General features: G+C 35.6%; 1 protein-coding gene. It reads left to right on the forward strand.

The annotated features are described in order from the left end of the window. A partial coding sequence (locus tag SB752_RS32650) for a hypothetical protein (RefSeq protein WP_410719537.1) occupies positions 1 to 262 on the forward strand: 262 nt, incomplete at its 5' end. Positions 263 to 264 lie beyond the last annotated feature (2 nt).

Consider the following 264-nt stretch of genomic DNA (forward strand, 5'->3'; position numbering starts at 1 on the left):
TGCTATTTTCACGGCTCAACAGAAATTTCAGATTATTTCCGGATTAGGATTGGTAATGGGTAGAAAAGAACGACTTATTTTACACGGCGGTATCTCTATGGGACAAGTACAGGGTGCGTTGGGTAGATTCAAAGATGATGGTACAGAAATGTATAATTTGGGCGATAATCCTGTAGTTCCTATGGAAAATAAATTTCGATTTGGCTATTTCTTCGGGTTCACTTATAATATAACAGGATTTAAAATAAACAACAAGCCTTAATT

The sequence above is a fragment of the Brevibacillus sp. SIMBA_040 genome, assembly GCF_046535075.1.
Taxonomy (GTDB): domain Bacteria; phylum Bacillota; class Bacilli; order Brevibacillales; family Brevibacillaceae; genus Brevibacillus.